General features: G+C 45.2%; 17 protein-coding genes. 16 read left to right on the top strand and 1 reads right to left on the bottom strand.

Annotated features, from left to right (window positions below; translation table 11 throughout):
- The first annotated feature begins 8 nt into the window (after positions 1 to 8).
- Together R7E38_RS18190 and R7E38_RS18185 are read left to right on the top strand one after the other, a co-directional pair.
- Entirely contained in the window at positions 9 to 632 is a 624-nt protein-coding gene (locus R7E38_RS18190; RefSeq protein ID WP_031778934.1) for a tetratricopeptide repeat protein, read from the top strand.
- 42 nt (positions 633 to 674) lie between these two features.
- On the top strand, positions 675 to 1,229 hold the full coding sequence (locus R7E38_RS18185) for a hypothetical protein (RefSeq protein WP_005376825.1): 555 nt from the start codon (positions 675 to 677) through the stop codon (positions 1,227 to 1,229).
- 118 nt (positions 1,230 to 1,347) lie between these two features.
- Here R7E38_RS18185 and nrfA read toward each other — a convergent pair whose 3' ends face one another.
- Positions 1,348 to 2,775, bottom strand: coding sequence for an ammonia-forming nitrite reductase cytochrome c552 subunit (gene nrfA, locus R7E38_RS18180; protein WP_031778935.1), 1,428 nt, complete (start codon positions 2,773 to 2,775; stop codon positions 1,348 to 1,350).
- Between the two features lie 450 nt (positions 2,776 to 3,225).
- Here nrfA and nrfB point away from each other — a divergent pair, with 450 nt between their 5' ends.
- The 14 genes from nrfB to R7E38_RS18110 all read left to right on the top strand — a co-directional run bounded on the left by nrfB (position 3,226) and on the right by R7E38_RS18110 (position 16,933).
- Complete coding sequence (gene nrfB, locus R7E38_RS18175; RefSeq protein WP_005376830.1) at positions 3,226 to 3,828, top strand: cytochrome c nitrite reductase pentaheme subunit; 603 nt, start codon at positions 3,226 to 3,228, stop codon at positions 3,826 to 3,828.
- Between the two features lies 1 nt (position 3,829).
- The gene (gene nrfC, locus R7E38_RS18170) at positions 3,830 to 4,516 is read left to right on the top strand and encodes a cytochrome c nitrite reductase Fe-S protein (protein ID WP_226083569.1); all 687 of its coding nucleotides are present in this window, start codon (positions 3,830 to 3,832) and stop codon (positions 4,514 to 4,516) included.
- Entirely contained in the window at positions 4,513 to 5,484 is a 972-nt protein-coding gene (nrfD, locus tag R7E38_RS18165; RefSeq protein WP_226083568.1) for a cytochrome c nitrite reductase subunit NrfD, read from the top strand. The genes nrfC and nrfD overlap by 4 nt, the downstream gene beginning before the upstream one ends.
- Before the next feature lie 9 nt (positions 5,485 to 5,493).
- Entirely contained in the window at positions 5,494 to 7,401 is a 1,908-nt protein-coding gene (locus R7E38_RS18160; RefSeq protein WP_213885500.1) for a heme lyase CcmF/NrfE family subunit, read from the top strand.
- Positions 7,379 to 7,912: a DsbE family thiol:disulfide interchange protein gene (locus tag R7E38_RS18155; protein ID WP_005376839.1), complete on the top strand. Its 534-nt coding sequence runs from the start codon at positions 7,379 to 7,381 to the stop codon at positions 7,910 to 7,912. The genes R7E38_RS18160 and R7E38_RS18155 overlap by 23 nt, the downstream gene beginning before the upstream one ends.
- Positions 7,899 to 8,309, top strand: a complete 411-nt coding sequence (nrfF, locus tag R7E38_RS18150) for a heme lyase NrfEFG subunit NrfF (protein ID WP_005376841.1) — start codon at positions 7,899 to 7,901, stop codon at positions 8,307 to 8,309. The genes R7E38_RS18155 and nrfF overlap by 14 nt, the downstream gene beginning before the upstream one ends.
- A 146-nt stretch (positions 8,310 to 8,455) precedes the next feature.
- Complete coding sequence (locus R7E38_RS18145; RefSeq protein ID WP_020480909.1) at positions 8,456 to 8,632, top strand: hypothetical protein; 177 nt, start codon at positions 8,456 to 8,458, stop codon at positions 8,630 to 8,632.
- 271 nt (positions 8,633 to 8,903) lie between these two features.
- Positions 8,904 to 9,500, top strand: a complete 597-nt coding sequence (locus R7E38_RS18140; protein WP_025767283.1) for a GTP cyclohydrolase II — start codon at positions 8,904 to 8,906, stop codon at positions 9,498 to 9,500.
- Between the two features lie 174 nt (positions 9,501 to 9,674).
- Complete coding sequence (locus R7E38_RS18135; RefSeq protein ID WP_226083567.1) at positions 9,675 to 10,937, top strand: imelysin family protein; 1,263 nt, start codon at positions 9,675 to 9,677, stop codon at positions 10,935 to 10,937.
- Between the two features lie 92 nt (positions 10,938 to 11,029).
- Positions 11,030 to 12,412: a di-heme oxidoredictase family protein gene (locus R7E38_RS18130; protein ID WP_318081958.1), complete on the top strand. Its 1,383-nt coding sequence runs from the start codon at positions 11,030 to 11,032 to the stop codon at positions 12,410 to 12,412.
- A gap of 10 nt (positions 12,413 to 12,422) precedes the next feature.
- Positions 12,423 to 13,460 carry an imelysin family protein gene (locus tag R7E38_RS18125; protein ID WP_226083565.1) on the top strand — a complete coding sequence of 346 codons (1,038 nt, stop codon included), beginning with the start codon at positions 12,423 to 12,425 and terminating at the stop codon, positions 13,458 to 13,460.
- The gene (locus tag R7E38_RS18120; protein WP_226083564.1) at positions 13,441 to 14,523 is read left to right on the top strand and encodes a DUF1513 domain-containing protein; all 1,083 of its coding nucleotides are present in this window, start codon (positions 13,441 to 13,443) and stop codon (positions 14,521 to 14,523) included. The genes R7E38_RS18125 and R7E38_RS18120 overlap by 20 nt, the downstream gene beginning before the upstream one ends.
- 153 nt (positions 14,524 to 14,676) lie before the next feature.
- Positions 14,677 to 16,218 (top strand): L,D-transpeptidase family protein, encoded by a 1,542-nt coding sequence (locus R7E38_RS18115; RefSeq protein WP_062730524.1) that lies wholly within the window; start codon positions 14,677 to 14,679, stop codon positions 16,216 to 16,218.
- 166 nt (positions 16,219 to 16,384) lie between these two features.
- Entirely contained in the window at positions 16,385 to 16,933 is a 549-nt protein-coding gene (locus R7E38_RS18110) for a DUF882 domain-containing protein (protein ID WP_031778936.1), read from the top strand.
- Positions 16,934 to 17,017 lie beyond the last annotated feature (84 nt).

Genomic DNA, 17,017 nt, shown 5'->3' with positions numbered 1-17,017 from the left:
GACGTGTTATGTCTGTTTGGTTTTTCGCTGCCATCACTCTGATGGGGTTGTTTATCGTACTCTTATCACTGAGTGCATCAAAAGTTAAACCTGCTCAATGGTTTGGCTTTTGCCTGTTAGTACTTGTCGTGACGAGTGCCAGTTTCTTATTGCTGCATCAAACACCGCCTAAACCAATACAAGCGGAAATGTCACGAATGATGACTGCTCGTGACATCATGAAAGAGATTCAAGACCAGTTGCGTGAAGATCCGAACAACGCTGAATTGTGGTTCCAACTCGGGCAGGGCTACCTGCTAGAGGGGGAATTTGATGGCGCGCTGATTTGTTTTGATTACGCGATCCAACTGACTGAGCCAGTCAGTGCCACGCAACTTGCTGCAAAGGCGACGACCTTGTACTACATTCACCAGCAATCAATGACGCAAGAAGTTAGCTTGCTTTTGGAGCAAGCTTTGCAGATAGAACCGCACAATGAAGCCGCTTTGTCTTTGATCGCAAATGATCATTTTCTGTCATTCCGATTTCAGGAAGCGATTGATGCCTGGGTAATATTATTAGATTCTAATGATCCAAATTTAGATAGGGTGCAAATCATTAACTCTATTAACAAAGCAAAAGAGCTATTGTAAGCGTACAATTTAACAAGCAATAGAGAGAAAGGTGGGCAACGAATGAAAAATAAAGCACTAAGCATATTGGTTTTGCTGTGCGGCTCTGTGCTGGCGGGTTGTAGCTCTTCCGATCATTCTGGCTCTTCCTCTACGGTTTATTATTCATCGGGTTACTACGACCCGTGGTGGTACGATCATGACGACTACTGGATTTATTACTATCCGGGCTGTTGCGATAACGACGATGAATACAAAGAGAAACTGGAAGAGTGGTGGAATGGTTTAGATGAAGACCAACAGCAATCCATCAAAGACAAAGTCGAAGATTGGAAAGACGACGATATGTCCGCCAATATCGATAACATGAAACGCCAACTTGACGATCATTGGCAATCACTGCCTGACGAGCAAAAGCAAGAGATTCGAACCCAATGGGAGAATCGTCCGGAGCATATTGAACCAGCGACTTTACAAGGCAAGGCGGTGAAAGAAAAGGTTCAACAAAGAAAAGCATTACCGGAAACGAAGATCCAGCGTCCAGTTGCTCGTCCAAATGTGCAGATACCTAAAGCACGTCCAAACATTCAACCTAGACCTAGGCTTCCTCGTCGCTAGTACATTCGATTTTTGTCTCTCGATAGAATCAGGATGAAGAGATAAAGATAATAAAGAAAGAAAAGGGGCGTTCAGTACGCCCCTTGTTGTATCTATAAACTAACCTCTGCAAGTTAGACTAATATGTGGCTTCGCGTTCAGCTGCTGCTTTATCCCATTCTGGTGCCACCGTTTCTAGGAAGTGTTTCTTGTCTGCGTTCATCTTATCCATATCCATGCCCAGTGCTTGCTGTGCTTTCGCTTTGGTCGAGATATCTGGAATTTGAACAGGGTCAGTAATGCCTTTGGTTGCCAGTAAGCGAACCAACTTGGTACGGGCGTCAGCAGCGCGGTCAACTGCAGTACCAAGTACTTCTAGTGCTACCTCAGGAGCATGCATGTGGACACCGTGAGAAGCAATCGCGTAGTCCCAACGCCATTGTGCATGGCGAATATCTTGTAGGATAGGTTCCATCTCTGCTTCTGTTGCACCTGCTTTCCACGCTGCGCCTGCTTCAAAGTGTGCCGCTACGATTTGCTTCTCGGCGGTTAGCTTCATGTTCAGTACTTGCGCTTTGCGAGTCGAGACGATGCCTTGTAGCTGCTCTTTAGTTTGGGTATGGCATTGCGCACAGGTGTCTTCAAAACGATCAAATGGGTTACCCACTTTGTGGTCTGTGTACACCGTACCGTCTTCTTTGGTCACTTTAGGCATGTGGCAGTCCACACACACCACTTTGTTTTTACCATGAATACCCGCTCTCCAAGTTTCGAAACCCGGGTGTTGTGCTTTTAGCATCGGCGCGTTAGATACGGCATGCGTCCAATCTTTGAAATTCAACGCGTCGTAGTATTTCTCCATGTCATTAACGGTGGTGCCCATATCCCATGGGAATTTAACCGCTTTAGTTGGGCCGGTGAAGTAGTATTCAACGTGACATTGAGCGCAGACCGATGCTTGCTTATCTAGGCGAGACTGTTCATCAAAGTTTTTACCAATAGTATCAAAAGCACGCTCGACGTATGGGCGAGTCAGTGCCAGCGCGGGTTCGCCTTTCTTGAAGGCTTCAGAGCCCGTGTTGTGGCAATCGGAACAACCGATAGGGTTGACGATTTCTGAGCCTAAGCGTGCCCATTTACCTTCGAAATAACCGTCTTCACCACGTTCATCAATCACGCGAGCAACGTCTGGGCTTTTACAGCTCCAGCACGCCATCGGCATAGGCCCGGACTTCTCGTCGGTTGGTGCGCCAGTACGTAAGGTTTGGCGAACATCATCAAGTGCGTAAAAGTGACCGCGCGCTTTGTTGTAGTCTTTCGCGAAGCCATAACCTGCCCACAGGATAACCATGTTTGGGTCTTCACTTAGAGCATCTTCTATGTGCTCACTTTCGGATGTTGCTTTCCAAGAGTGGTATTGGTCGGGATGGTTCTGTTCAAAGGCGTCATTTCGAGGATCGATAAAATCCTTCTCTTCTGCCGCTAACGGAGCGCCAACCAAAAATAATTGGCTGGCGAATAAGGTCGCAACCGCAATAGGTGCGCTCATCCAGTGTTTTATGCTCACAGTGTTATCTCCATATTCGTTTTTATTAGCAGCGTTGTGAGGAGCTATTCCAAATAAGAACTGGAGATCTACGATTAATAATATTGCTTAATTGGATAGATGAAATAGTGAGTGAATCTTGTCTTGTTTTAGATCAATTTACACCAGTGATCTCAGTCATGTTTGAATTTATATACCTCTAAAGTGGTAGTTGTTAAGTCATTGTTCTACAATGCTTTGGGGTTTTAACCTTTTTAAAAATAGGGTGATTTAGTTCGCTTTTTGAGCAGGTGTTTCTACCCCTTATGAATAATAGAGGTATTATAAATATAGGTTTAGCGTTGTGGCTTTCCGAAATAAGAATTGATGTCATTTGAAGATCTAGAAAATATCTTCAGAGGAAATTAATTGTCGCTCAAATAAATAATTGAGAATAGTTATCAATTATTGTCGAGCTAAGGAAAGAACAATATGGGCAATATAAAATTGACCATAGAGACAATGCTGAAACTTCTCTTCGTCTTTGCCATCTATGGTTTCTCCATCGCCGCCCATGCGACTTCTTCAGAGCCGATTGAAGGTGCTCAAGCTGAGCGTCATCAAGTCGAGTTGATCCGTGACCGAGACTACAAGTGTCTTCAATGTCATAAGGACGCCAAAGAGACTCTGAATCTATCGCATGATTCGCAAGCGTTATTGAGTCAAGGTAAGCAGCTCAATTGCACTAACTGCCATAGCAACATCGGCCCTGATCACCGTGAAGGCGCGCCTGATGTGATTAAGTTTTCTGCCGCGCAATCGAAAGAGGTACACGACAAAGTGTTCCTTGATCCAAGCATGATTCTTAAAGCCAACAGCCGATGTGTGGATTGCCATGCACCGACACAACTGAGAGAAAGCCACTGGACGCACGATGTGCACGCCAAAAACCTCACTTGTTCAAATTGCCACGATGTACACACAGCGAAAACCAAAGCGTTGTCGTACGACAGAAAACAACTGATCAAGCAGTGTGTGGATTGTCACTCTGAATTTGCCGTCGAACCTGAACTTGCCAAAGAAGAGGAGAGATAGCATGAAATGTTCGAGAAGAAACTTTTTAGCCGGCAGCGGCGCGTTGATTTTAACTACAGGCGTTGCAGGCACTTCCGTTGTTAGCTCCTCTCTTTATACCAGCAACCGTGAACAAGCGAAACGCATGGGTATGGTTCATGATGAAAATGCCTGCATTGGCTGTACCGCTTGTACCGATGCTTGTCGCGAAGTAAATAAAGTCCCTGAAGGCGTAACGCGACTTAAAATTCATCGCAGTGAACCGATTGGCGAGTTCCCAGATGTGAAATACCAGTTTACTCGTGAATCCTGTCAGCACTGTGATAACCCACCATGTGTATACGTTTGTCCAACAGGCGCTGCATACAAAGATGAAGCGACCGGCATCGTGGATGTACACAAAGAGAAATGTGTCGGATGTGGTTATTGCCTTGCTGCTTGCCCTTACCAAGTGCGCTTCTTTAATCCAGTCGATCACTCTGCGGATAAATGTAACTTCTGCCGTGATACCAACCTAGCGCAAGGTAAGCAGCCAGCTTGCGTGGAATCTTGCCCAACAAAAGCACTCATCTTTGGTGATTTAAATGACCCAACTAGCGAGGTGAGCAAAGCTATCGAAAGCCATGTTGTCTATCGCGATAAATCGCATTTAGTTACGCAACCTAAACTGTACAAAATTCCGCATAGCAAAGGGGAGGTGTCATCATGAACGGCTTCGAAAGTGCATTCCACTTTGACTCGTTAGTCTGGGATTGGATCATCGCGATTTACTTATTCTTTGCTGGGATGTCAGCGGGTGCGGTGATTATTTCTATCTATTTAAAACGCAAAGTGATTGAAGGTGATCCCGCAAACAACGGCATCATGAAAGCGATGGCTTGGCTCGCACCATTTGGCATCATTGCTGGGTTGGTAATTTTGATTTTCCATTTAACCAAGCCTTTAGAGTTTTGGAAGATCATGATCTACTACAACCCAACGTCTGTGATGTCGATGGGCGTGATCTTGTTCCAAGTGTACATGCTAGTGCTGTTTGTTTGGATTGGCGTTATCTTCCGCCATCAAATCATCAGCTTCTGTGAAGGGAAGTTACCAAGCAAACTGCTGGATTTTGCCGATGGCATTTTGATTAAGGCGGGGAAAGCCAACAACGCAATTGAATTATTCTTGAGCTTCTTAGCCATCGTACTTGCAGCGTACACTGGCTTTCTATTGTCTGCGTTGAAGACTTACCCAATGCTAAACAATCCAGTACTGCCAATCTTGTTCCTGTTCTCTAGTTTGTCCTCGGGTGCAGCAGCATGCTTGATGTTCGGTATCTTGGTATTTAAAGAGTCGACCAGCAGCCCAAGTGTGTCTTGGGTACACGGATTTGAACGCCCAGTAGTATTGTTTGAGCTGTTTGTCTTAGTGACCTTCTTTACCGGACTGATCTTCAGCGGTGGTCAGAACGAAGTCGCGGCTTGGAATGCTATTTCGAGTGGATTCTGGGCTCAATGGTTCTGGGTTGGCGTAGTGTTCATCGGCATGATAACGCCTTTGACTCTCAATTGGTTAACGCCTTCAGAAGTGCGCCACAGAGGCAGTTACGTTTTTGTGGTCACGACGTTGAGCTTGGTTGGCGTACTTATGCTGCGTACTTTCATTCTATATGCCGGTCAAATGACCATAGTGTAAGGGGGATAAATGGAAGCTGAGCTAGGGTTCTTCTTACTGATATTGGTGGCTGTAACATCGACTTGTGCATCGTTGCTGCATTGGCTACGTCGTGCTATGAGTAAGAAGGCGACATTGCCGCATCAAGTCGCGATGTCCCACATCATTAGCTTAGCTTCCTTCATTTGTTTAGCACTTCTGATCGTCTGCTTCGTGCAAGACAACTTCGCGTTGGAATATGTTGTTACGCATTCCAACAGTCAACTTCCCGTAGCATTCAAGATTGCTGCCGCTTGGGGCGGGCACCAAGGCTCCATGTTGTTTTGGGTCGTCACCTTGAGTTTATGGGCGTCGTTTATTGCATTTAAGTCACCGCTCAACGCCCAATATACTTGTGACTGTTTAGGAATCATGAACCTTCTTATTGCGACATTTGCTTGGTTCACGTTAATGACCTCTAACCCGTTCGAGTATGCCCAAGTATTGGCGTCGGAAGGACGAGATCTAAACCCAATGTTGCAAGATGTTGGGCTTATCATTCATCCACCATTGCTTTATCTCGGTTATGTCGGTTACGCAGCAATATTAGCTTTTGCATTAGCAGCGCTATTGGGTAAACAACCGATGAGCGATTGGTATGTGGTTGCTCGAAGCGCAGCGTTTTTTGCATGGGGAACGCTCACGTTGGGTATCTTGGTGGGATCATGGTGGGCGTACAATGAGCTAGGGTGGGGCGGCTGGTGGTTTTGGGACCCTGTGGAGAACGCTTCTCTACTCCCTTGGCTTACTGGTACTGCTTTGTTGCACAGCGGTGTTGTCGCAACACGTAACAGAGGCGCAATTTGGAGCACCTATGCACTGGCGTTTGCTACGTTCAGCCTAAGCATTTTAGGGACATTTGTGGTGCGCTCTGGCGTGCTGACTTCAGTGCACGCTTTTGCGGTGGACCCAACTAAAGGTTTGGTGCTGATTGGTGTATTGAGCTTGCTTGTCATTATCACTTTTGGCGTACTGATTTTGCGAGGAGAACAGCTCCCTCGTTTCAAACTTCAATCTCTAGCGAGCCAAGCTTACACTGCTTATATCGCCAAAGGGCTGCTGGTTATTGCGACTGCCATCGTTTTTCTTGGCACTTTTTATCCGATGGTTTATCAACTGCTCGGCTTAGGGAACATTTCGGTTGGCGCACCTTACTTTAATAGTCTGACCTTTCCATTAAGCATACTGGCTCTGATTGCCTTAGCATTCATGCCAGTGCTGAAATGGACAAAAGGAGCAGTTCCGAGTGGAAGCACTGATATCGCGATTAGTATTGCGTTATCTATAGTCTCTGGGATCGGGTTTATGTTCTCAGTGAACGTACTGCATTTCGAAGTATTGCTAACCATAATATTGGCTACTTGGGTGATTGTGGCGCATCTCGTTATGCTGTTTCGTTGTTCCAATAAGCGCAAACTCATGCCAATCGTGATGGCACATATCGGTTTTGCGCTGGCGGTGAGTGGAGCTGTATTCAACAGTCACTACTCATATGAACATAATTTACGTGTCGAACCCGGCAGTTCTCAACAAAGGGCGGGGATCACTATCGATTATCATGGTATCGAATGGCTGGTGGGGCCAAACTACACCGCGGAACAAGGACAGATCACCTTGCACTTGGAAGATGGCCGCATGCTCAATTTCAACCCGCAAAAGCGTCATTACCCTGTGCGAGTGATGAATATGACCGAGCCTGCGATTCGTTCACTATGGCATGGCGATTATTACGTGACATTGGGTGACAAAGTCGATACTCATGCTTATGCGATTAAAGTTCAGTACCGCGCAGGTATTTGGTGGATATGGTCTGGCGGGCTACTAGCTGTGTTTGGTGCGCTATTAACCGGCCTAAAGAAAAGGAGAGAGGCTATCAATGCGATCGAGAAATACGCTTAAACTCGCAGGTCTGTTTGTGGCTGTTGCCGTGTTTGCTGTAGTAACTGCGGTGGCTTTGTCTGAGCGACCACATGTTGAATTGTCCCCACAACGAAATTTAGATGCACCTAATTTTCGCTCTACTTCTCTGATCTCTGATGACATGGTTTCTGAGCAGTTGTTCAAAAGCGACGGATATAAATTATTGAATGTTTGGGCATCTTGGTGCGGAGTATGCAAACGAGAGCATGAAGAATTATTGCAGTTAGCAGAACTCGGTGTGCCTATTATTGGGCTGAATTATAGAGATCAAAAACAAGCCGCTCGTGAATATTTGAGCTCTAAACGAAATCCATATATTGAAGTAATTAGTGACCCTAATGGAAAGCTCGCTGTGGAGCTAGGTGTTATCGGAACGCCGGAAACTTACTTGATTGATCCAAATGGTCGTATATTGATCAAATATCGTGGAGAGCTAACGGCAGATAAATGGAACGATATATTTTCAGGATACTTGAATGTTTCGATTTAATAATCTTCTCCTCACTTTCATCCTATTTATACTATTTTCTCCTTTCACGAGAAGTGCGGATATAGAACAGAATGTTGATCTGTTTGAATTTCATTCCGTTGAAGTGCAACAGCGTGCAACCTCGTTAGCCAAGGCATTACGCTGCCCGCAGTGTCAAAACCAAAACCTTGTCGAGTCTAATGCACAAGCGGCTAAAGACCTGAGGTTGAAAGTGTATACGATGGCCAATGAAGGCAGCTCAGATCAAGAAATAAAGGACTATCTAGTTGCTCGTTATGGGAATATTGTTCTGTACCAACCACCATTAAATTATTCCACGGCGCTGTTGTGGATCTTTCCTGTGCTATTTTTGATCTTTTTTGTCTTATATTCGATCCGAATGGTGAAGCGTAATTAATGTGACCGTTATTCCACTATTAAAAATAAATTGTGCACTTAACAAGCAGAATGTTATCATTTTTCCGAATTTATGAAGTTTCCAGTATAAAGAAAATAAAAATTTTGAGCTGGATAAGTAATAAAAGAACGAAATAGGTGCACGCAGTGGATTCAGTTATATTACAACTTAAAAAAGACTTCTATTCGCAGATTCGTGCATTGCAATCACCGAACCTGCCTCAAGTTACTTCAACGCTCGCCGTGTTGACCGACGAGGAAATCCAAGAACTCGAAGCAGTTTGGATTGAACTCGCCGTTTGGAAGCGCAGTCAGACCCATTAAAAGATAGACCAAACGACCTTCTTGAAACCCCAGACAAAATTTGTCTGGGGTTTTTTATTGTAGTTTTTTTAAATTGTTATAATATAACAATTGTTCAGTTGGAGAGTGTTTCTCTTTTGCTGTCTTGAGTGGATAACTGCCCTCAATTGTGATCTCTATATTGCAAAATGCGGTATCAGTCCCCATAGTTGAAGAGCAACGAGTAAATCCCATGAATGCAATAACGAAAACGCATCAAGCGCATCAAGCAATAAATCGAGTGAGTATAGATATGGCGGAAGTACGTGCCAGAGTAGATTTTAAAGTCGGGGCAAAAAGTAACATTGATGCCGAAATTCTGTCTTTCCATGGTCTGAAGACAGACAAAGAGCATGTTGCTATTATCTTTAAACAAGCGGACCAAACTCAGGACATGCCTTTAGTTCGTATGCACTCTGAGTGTTTGACAGGCGATGTGTTCCACTCTTCACGCTGTGACTGTGGTGAGCAACTAGAAGAGACGATCAATCGCATGGGCGAGTCCGGTGGTATCATCTTGTATCTCCGTCAGGAAGGTCGTGGTATTGGTTTGTACAATAAGATCGATGCATACCGCTTACAAAGCCAGGGCATGAACACGTACGAAGCTAACAACCATTTGGGCTTTGATGATGACCTGCGTGATTTCACAGAAGCAGCACAAATGCTAGAAGCTTTAGGCGTGAATAAGATCCGCCTCGTGACGAACAACCCTAAGAAAATTCGTGAGTTATCTGAGTACGGAATTGAAATTGGCGAGGTTGTCAATACCTCTGCGCATATCAAAGATGGCAACGAAAATTATCTGAAGGCAAAAGTCTCTCACGGAAAACATGACCTAAAGGTTTAATCCTAAAGATAAAACTGACAATAAAGTCTGTGAAAAACCTCATTTTTATGAGGTTTTTTTGTATCTGGAGTTGCAAATAAATTGTAAATTTGTATTATCTCGAGACTAAAGTGCAAATAAGAATAATTAGCACTACCAATACGATAATTGAAAAGCTCAACAAGGATGCTTCAGATGAATGCAAAAAAAGTTTTAGTCCAATCTATTGCTGCATCACTCCTCATTGCCAGTGGTTCTACCGTTGCTGCCACAGTAACTAAACAACAAGTAGTCGAACATTACGCGGACGTTGCCCATGCTGTATTTGCTGATTCAGTAACAACAGCGAAAGCGCTTGATGTGAAAATCGACGAATTTCTACAATCACCATCAGCGAAAAAGCTTGAAGAAGTAAAACAAGCTTGGCTAGATTCTCGCGTGCCTTACCAACAGTCTGAAGTTTTCCGTTTTGGTAACGCGATTGTTGATGATTGGGAAGGTCAGCTGAACGCATGGCCACTTGATGAAGGTTTGATTGACTACGTAGCGGCTGATTACCAATACGAATTGGGTAACGAGGGCGCTGCTGCCAACATCATCGCGAACACTAGCCTACAGATCGGTGCTTCTAAACTGGACGTTTCAAAAATCACTCCAGAATTGCTAGCGGATCTAAACGAAGTAGGCGGTTCTGAGGCAAACGTTGCATCAGGTTACCACGCGATTGAATTCTTGCTTTGGGGTCAAGACCTAAACGGCACTAACGCGGGTGCAGGTCAACGTGCTTACACTGATTTCGTTGTCGGTTCTGAGTGTACGAATGGTCATTGTGATCGTCGTGGTGAGTACCTAAAAGCGGCCGCTGATCTACTGGTTCAAGACCTTGAGTGGATGGAAAAGCAGTGGTCCGCAGAAGTGAAAGGCAACTACCGTGAAGAGCTACTAAATGAATCTGCTGAGAATGGTCTACGTAAGATGCTATTCGGCATGGGTTCTCTTTCTCTAGGTGAGCTAGCGGGTGAGCGCATGAAGGTGGCACTAGAGGCAAACTCGACTGAAGACGAACACGATTGTTTCTCAGACAACACGCACAACTCTCACTACTACAATGAGCAAGGCATCTACAACGTTTACACAGGTACATACAAAGGTGTAAACGGCAAAGAGCTATCTGGTCCAAGTATCGCTGACCTTGTTGCTCAAAAAGACAAGAAAGCCGCGACCGAAATTCAAAAGCAGTTTGATACAACACGTAGCCAAGTTGGTGAGCTAGTGACTTCTGCAGAGAAGAACAACCAGCACTTTGACCAACTTATTGCGGCGGGTAACGCACAAGGCAACGCGCTAGTAAACGACACCATCATGTCGTTGGTAGCGCAAACCGGTGCGATTGAGCGAGCGGCAAACATTGTCGGCATCGACAGCCTAAGCCCTGATACTGCTGACCACGAGTTTTAATAAGAAAACCATAATAAATAAGGGCTCTTTGTGAGCCCTTTTGACGTTTGAGCTCGTTGTTATCACCCTTGTTGTCTATGTAGAGCAATGATATGAAGCCATACCTAATTTCTGCGCTAGCCGCGATCCTTTCTTCTTCTGCCATGGCTTACGATGTTAAGTCTGGTGGCAAAACCAGTGTTAAAAAAGATGGCGCGAATGCCTATTCTCTTCCTGCTGCTAACTTGCCAATGAGCAAACGCCTCGACTTTAGCGTAGGTAACAGCTTTTTCCGTAACCCTTGGGTACAAGCGCCAGCGTCAACAGACGCTCGTGATGGCTTAGGCCCGCTTTTTAACACCAATAGTTGTCAGAATTGTCACATCAAAGACGGTCGTGGTCATCCGCCAGAGAAAGATGATTTACATGCCGTGTCTATGTTAGTGCGCTTAAGCATTCCTGCGATGACGCCAGAACAAAAGAAAGCTTACATCAAAGATGGCGGCATACCTGAGCCGACTTATGGTGGCCAGCTTCAAGATTTCGCCCTGCAAGATCAAACGCCAGAAGGCAAAATCGAAATCACTTACACCGATGTCCCAGTGAAATTTAAAGACGGTACGACGGTGACACTAAGAAAACCTCATTTGAACATTACCGAACTGGGTTACGGCGATATGCACCCAGATACCGAGTTCTCAGCACGCGTGGCACCGCCAATGATCGGCCTTGGTTTGTTAGAGAGTATTCCCGACGAAACGCTACTTGCTTGGGCTGATGAACAAGATGCCGACAAAGACGGTATCTCAGGCAAAGTAAATAAGGTGTGGGATATTGAGAAGGACGACTTCTCGATTGGTCGCTTTGGCTGGAAAGCAGGACAACCGACGCTAATGCAGCAAAATGCAGCAGCATTTAATGGTGATGTGGGTCTTACGAGCCATTTATTCCCAAATGAAAACTGTACCTCGAAACAAAGCATTTGTGACGACATGCCAAATGGCGGCAAACCTGAAGTGAGTGAAAATATTCTCGACTTCGTAGAGTTTTACAGCCAACACTTAGCCGTACCTATTCGCCGTAACGTCAATGATCCTAACGTGAAACTTGGTCAGCAAATCTTTGCTGCGTCTGGCTGTGAAAGCTGCCACAAGACCAGTGTTAAAACGGCCAAGCGACCAGAGTTACCAGCGCTTTCTGAGCAGCTTATCCACCCATACACCGACATGCTTTTGCATGACATGGGTGAAGGCTTAGCCGATAACCGTCCGGAATATCAAGCAAACGGCCGCGAGTGGCGAACAGCACCGCTATGGGGCATTGGTTATACCGAAGAAGTAAACGGACACACTTACTTTCTACATGATGGCCGCGCTCGTAACCTGATGGAAGCGGTGTTGTGGCACGGCGGCGAAGCTGAAACGGCGAAACAAAATGTTTTAGCTCTTAACAAAAAAGAACGTGATGCTCTCATTGCGTTTCTGAACTCTCTATAAGGACCTAACCATGAAAAAGACACTGTTAGTGAGTGCGATTGCCGCAACGTTAAGTTTGGTTGGTTGCCAATCGACCATCGGTTCGAGCTCTGCCAAGCCTGAGAGTACAAGTCATATTTCTCAAAGCGTGTACGAGGTGGAGTTTCAATCAGCTCAGACGTTTTTAGCGCAAACCACAGAACTTGAACAACGCTTCGCAGATTACTGCGCATCAGAGTCGAAGGATGATGCACAAGTAAAACAGCAATGGCATCAAACTATGCTTGCGTGGATGGCATTACAAGGTCAAGAACGTGGCCCTGCTACGGCGCTGGAGCAAAGCTGGAATGTTCAGTTTTGGCCAGATAAAAAGAACACCACTGGTCGTAAAATGTCCGTACTGACAAAATCTGATCAAGCTTGGAGTGCAGAAGATATCTCCACCCAAAGTGTCACCGTACAAGGTTTAGGTGCATTGGAATGGCTGCTTTACGATAAAGCGTCGACCTTATCTAGCTACGGCAATACTTGTGCGACAGGCGTAGCGATTGCAGAAAACCTCGATAACAAAGCGCAGATCATCGCGGATTCTTGGGCAGAGAACCCTTGGAAATCGCTAGAGATGACGGAATGGGAGTCTGAGTACATTTCACTGCTCTCGAATCAGCTTGAATACAGCATGAAGAAGTTGAGCCGACCGCTAGCGAAGATTGGTAAGCCTCGCCCGTATTTCTCAGAATCGTGGCGTTCAGAGACCTCGCTTTCAAACTTAAAAGCCAACCTTCAAGGGATGGAAGCGTTGTACTTTGCTAACGGGAATGGTCTAGATGCGCTACTTAGAGAGCAAGGCCATGCAGATCTCGCAGACCGTGTCGTTCATCAGTTTGAAATGGCGTTAGAAACTTGGCCAGAAGATAAGAGCTTGTTTGCTGCACTACAAACAAAAGAAGGCTATCGCATGGTGCTCTCTCAATACAATAAGCTAGAGCAATTGAAGTACCTGATTCACGAAGAAGTGGCGATCGAGCTTGGCGTAGTTATAGGATTTAATGCAACCGATGGTGACTGATCAAACCCGCCGAACCTTGCTGAAAGCCGCTCTATTCGGGGCGGCTATACCTATGATGCCATTTGGTTGTGCTTCAACAAGCTCACGTGAACCTGCGTTGATCGGCTGTTCTATCATTGGTCGAGATAAATTCGCAGCGGTGGTGGCGGATGAGCATGGTATGCCGCTATCTTCATTGCCGATTCCTGAGCGTGGTCACGGTGTAGCAACCAACCAACAAGGCCACGCCGTAGTTTTTGGTCGTCGACCTGGTACTTTCTTCATGGTGTTTGATTATCGCTCAGAGCAGATGATCAAACTGCAACTAGCAACGCCAAATCGTCATTTTTACGGACATGGTGTTTACTCCCATGACGGCACGTTGCTATTTACCACAGAAGGGGAGAGGGGGACAAGCCGCGGGATCATTGGTGTTTATGATGTGCAGAAGCAATATCAAAAGATTGATGAGTTAACGGGTTTTGGCCTTGGTCCTCATGAAGTGATCATGATGCCTGATGGTGTATTGGCGATTGGCGTCGGTGGCGTACACACTAACGGTCGTGAACCTCTCAATCTTGATAGCATGAAACCCAGCCTGAGTTACCTTTCACAGAAGGGTGAGCTACTGGATCAAGTGTCTTTACCGGATCATAAGTTGAGCATTCGCCATTTAGCCCATGATGGTGCGGAAACCGTGCTTTGTGGTCAGCAATATCGTGGTGAGCCGGACGAGTATCCAGCCTTGATCGCCATGCACACGCGTGGTGGTGAGATGCAAGATCTACAAGCTGAGCCTGAAGAGTGGGCGCGGTTCAATCACTACGTTGCGAGTATTGCAGCAACCGATGAATGGATCTTAGCCACTTCGCCTCCAGGCAGTTGTTATGGTATATGGTCTAAGTCTACTGGCAAATTGGTAGAGCTAAGTGCGTTACCAGACGCTTCTGGTGTTGTGATCTACGGTGATGAATTCCGAGTCAGCTCTGGGGCGGGAAAAGTGGTAGAGCAAAGACCAGAGGAGTCAAAAAGTACCTTCGCAAGCGGAGTGCAATGGGACAACCATTGGTCGAGAATTATCTAGAAAGATCATTGAGTAATTACTTATAGAGAGTTTTGTTGTCGTTTTCGGCATCAGATTCTTAATTTTAAACCTGCAAGCTGTGAGATATTTGCCATACTTTTTATTATGGCAAGTAGCGCAAGGATCATTTCAGTGTTTGCTAGGGTTTTAATCATGACGGCACTTCTGGTGCCGTTTTGCAGCTTTTCCACCGTCGTTTCTCTCGAAGCTTCAGCGCAAGTCGAGCAAGAGGGAGCGGTACAAAAGCTGTCTGTAGAAAAAATGATCCATTATCCAGAGGTGATTGATCAACTGTATCAAAGCACCAATTACCGTTTGAACTGGGAAAATGAAAGTGATATTGAGCAGTTTCTTTTTCAAGTAAACCTGGTTGCACTTGCGGATGTCACCGATGAATTCGAAAATCAACTTCACCGGATAAACCAAGTAAGGTGGCAGGGAGATAATCTCGACTTCGATTTAGTGATGACAGATTCACTCTTGATGTACCTTAGTTATCTTGAGCAACTCCCCGAAGAAGGGATTAATTGGCTATTTACAGACAAAGCCCATGTTACGTTACCCGCTCCTAGCATCGATACTTTATCGGTTTTGAGTAATGAGATTACGGTTGGCAAACTTGGTCAGTTTTTGGCAAGTCTCCGGTCTCCATTACAAACAGATGATGCTTTCTACTCCGCATATTCTTCGCTATCGGAACATTCTCAGTACCAATATCCTGCCTATCAACAAACTGGGCTAGCACGTGTTGGCGATATATTAGAAAACAGACCCCTATTGATTGAGCGAATGGAGATCGTAGGCGTAGATGTTTCTTACTTGGATTTAGTCACTGAAGAATATGACGAACAATTAGAGCTTGCGATAAAAGAGTTCCAGCGTATTCATGGTTTGAAAGAAGATGGCGTTATCGGCCCGAATACCATTCGATGGATCAACTTTTCTCCTCAAGAGCGATTGCATCTGCTGGCGTTGAATTCTGAGCGTTCAAGAATTTGGTCGAAAGAAAGGGATAATGTTGTCTTTGTTAACGTGCCTGGATACGAAGTCACGTATTGGCATGACGGTCAACCCTTGTTTGAGTCTAAAGTTGTGGTAGGGAGAGCATCAAGAAAAACGCCCATCATGTCGGTAGCACTGGATTCAGTTATTCTCAACCCAACTTGGAACGTGCCTTGGACTATCATGGTTAAAGACATTATTCCTAAAGTAAAAAGTAATCCGATGTATTTGATTAACCATAACATTCAAATCATTCGGTCTTGGACTTCGAACGAAATTATTGACCCTACAACCATCAATTGGGCAACGGTGAATCCGAGAACATTTCCTTATCGTATGCGACAGGCGTCGGGCTTACAAAATGCACTGGGATTGTACAAGTTCAATATGCCTAACCCACAAGCTATTTATTTGCATGACACGCCAAGTAAGAACTTGTTTGAACAGGACAGACGCGCATTCAGCTCAGGATGTGTTCGTGTAGAACATGCAGACCAGTTAGCAGAACTTCTGTTCAAAACTCAGGGGTTGGAAGAACGTTTAGCGAAAAAGCGAGAAAGTTCTCGTCGGTCTAACACGTCAGTTCCTTTGGGAGAGCGCATTCAAGTACACATCATTTATCAAACAGCATGGTTGGAAGAGGGAACGCTTTACTACCGTGATGATATCTATAAGTACGATCACCGCAGTTGAAATCTTTAAGGAAAATTTACAAAACGAAGAATTCTCTTTTCGTTCAATAATTAAACAATAATTACTGCGTCTGAAAATCAAGATGGAGTGTTTTATGCGTTTGACGTGACAAATGTGTTTGGTTAATGTCCACGACTTGTCTAGTTGTTGAGCACTGTATTTTGAAATGGTAAGTCGTAACTTTTCCCGCCGAGATTTCCTTAAAATGACCGCTGGTGGTGTGGTGTTGGCGTCTGCCCTGCCATCATTTTCTTGGGCTTCACTCCCTGACGAGCCACGTGCGCTGGCGATGAACAACCTTAATACTGGAGAGATCCTCGAAACATGCTATTTCGATGGAAAACGATACATTAATGATGAACTGCAAAGGCTGAATGAGTTTTGTCGAGACCATCGACGAAATGAGGTTCATCCCATGGATAGACGCTTGTTCGATCAAATAAGTCAAATTCAAAAGTTAATTGGTACAGAAGCAGAGGTGATCGTCATTTCAGGTTACCGTTCTCCTGCCACTAATGCCTCGCTGCGCAACGGGTCTTCTCGTGTAGCGAAAAAGAGCATGCACATGGAAGGGAAGGCCATTGATTTTCGTTTAGACGGTGTGAAGCTTTCAACAGTTCGTGATGCTGCATTAAGCCTAAAAGCCGGTGGCGTGGGTTATTATCCAGGCAGTAACTTTGTTCATATCGATACGGGTGCTGTTCGTTCTTGGTAGTGCCAGTTGAGACAAGGTTTCTAGTCTCAGAACGTCGTCGATTACTCACAGTTCAAAGCTTGAAGTCGCTAGGCCTTAGTGTCA

The organism is Vibrio sp. Vb2131, assembly GCF_033338535.1.
In the GTDB taxonomy this organism is placed as follows: Bacteria; Pseudomonadota; Gammaproteobacteria; order Enterobacterales; family Vibrionaceae; genus Vibrio; species Vibrio alginolyticus.
This window is presented reverse-complemented; position numbering and strand designations above follow the sequence as displayed.